We start from the raw sequence: 1,545 nt of genomic DNA, 5'->3' as shown, positions 1-1,545 counted from the left end.
AATAGAGCTACTGCTCCAAGTTTACCCAAGCTTATAGGCTAGTTCCTAACCCGCTAAGGGCCATTTACATGGCTAGTTGTAGAAGATTCAGTGCCGCATTCCGGTCTCTGTCATGCTCCGTATGACAGGCAGGGCAGGACCACTCCCGTACGGCTAGGTTTTTTACTTCTGCATTTTTGTAGCCACAGCAGGAACACAATTGACTGCTTGCAAAGTGTTTGGGAGCAATGATTAATTCTCTGCCGTACCATTTCGCTTTGTAGGTCAGCATGTCTCTGAACAGGCTCCAAGACACTTCGGATATGGCTTTGGCTAACTTATGATTCTGCATCATGTTCTTTACACGCAAGTCCTCCATCACGATCACTTGGTTTTCGTTTATCATTTGGGTGGACGTTTTGTGTAAAAAGTCTTTCCGTTGATTCGCTATTTTTTCATGCAGTCTGGCGACCTTCAGCCTTGCTTTATACCGGTTACGGCTCCCTTTCTTCTTTCGTGACAAGTCCTTTTGCAGCTTGGCTAATCGTTGTTCAGACTTCCGCAAGTACTTCGGATTCGGTATGATTTCGCCATGTGAAGGAATCGCAAAGTCTTTCAACCCCAGATCCACACCGATCTTCGTCTCGAGTGGGGGCAATGGGATGATATCCGTTTCCACCAATACGGAAGCGTAATATTTTCCCGTGGGTGTTTTGGAAATGGTGCATGATTTAATACGTCCCTCGAATGGACGGTGCAGCTTGATTTTGATTTTCGTTTTTAGTTTGGGAATTTTGATCCTTCCCTCTGTAATGGCAATGGTTCCCTTCTGGTTATTGGTTGTGAAGCTATGGCTATTCTTCTTCTTGCTCTTGAATTTTGGAAATCCCGCGTTCGGTTCACGGAAAAAATTCTGATAAGCCTTCTCTAAGTGAAGCTGGGCATTGGCTAAGGCTAGACTATCCACTTCTTTCAGCCAGGCAAAATCCTTTTTGTATGGCGCAGGTGTCGTTTTGAGCATCGTTTCCGTTTGCTTGTAATGTTCAATCTTATCTGCAAGCATTCGATTGTAGATGAAGCGAACAGCGCCGAATACTTTAGTGAAGTACTGCTCTTGCTCATAGGTGGGATGGATTCGATACTTATAAGCCTTTAACACCTGCCCACCTCATTTCTGACCTTGAGATTCGATGTACTTCCGGATGACTTCAATCGGCGCACCGCCAGTCGTCAGTAGACAATAACTTCTGGACCAGAAATATTCCTTCCACAGCTGTTGACGAATTACAGGAAATTCTTTCTTAATTAGACGGGAGGATGCACTCTTATAAGCGTTCAGAAATTTAGAAATATCGCTATTGGGGTGAGCTTTCATTAGAATGTGAACATGATCCTTGTCATGCTTCCATTCCTGCAGGGTGATATTGTAATTAGGCTGAATAGACTCAAATATCTCTTGTAACCGATTCGAAATGTCATCGTCTATTACTTTTCTGCGGTACTTCACGACTAGAACAAGATGATAATGAAGAGAGAATACTGAATGATTATTTGTGTCTAATTCCA

2 protein-coding genes are annotated in these 1,545 nt (G+C 43.5%); both read right to left on the bottom strand.

What is annotated here, in order from left to right; genetic code table 11:
• Positions 1-64: 64 nt before the first annotated feature.
• Positions 65-1,138 carry an IS200/IS605 family element RNA-guided endonuclease TnpB gene (gene tnpB / locus GC101_RS28565; protein ID WP_171720117.1) on the bottom strand — a complete coding sequence of 358 codons (1,074 nt, stop codon included), beginning with the start codon at positions 1,136-1,138 and terminating at the stop codon, positions 65-67.
• A gap of 9 nt (positions 1,139-1,147) precedes the next feature.
• A partial coding sequence (tnpA, locus tag GC101_RS28560; RefSeq protein WP_171720116.1) for an IS200/IS605 family transposase occupies positions 1,148-1,545 on the bottom strand: 398 nt, incomplete at its 5' end.

The organism is Paenibacillus phytohabitans (genome assembly GCF_013141775.1).
Taxonomy (GTDB): Bacteria; Bacillota; Bacilli; order Paenibacillales; family Paenibacillaceae; genus Paenibacillus_AQ; species Paenibacillus_AQ phytohabitans.
This window is presented reverse-complemented; position numbering and strand designations above follow the sequence as displayed.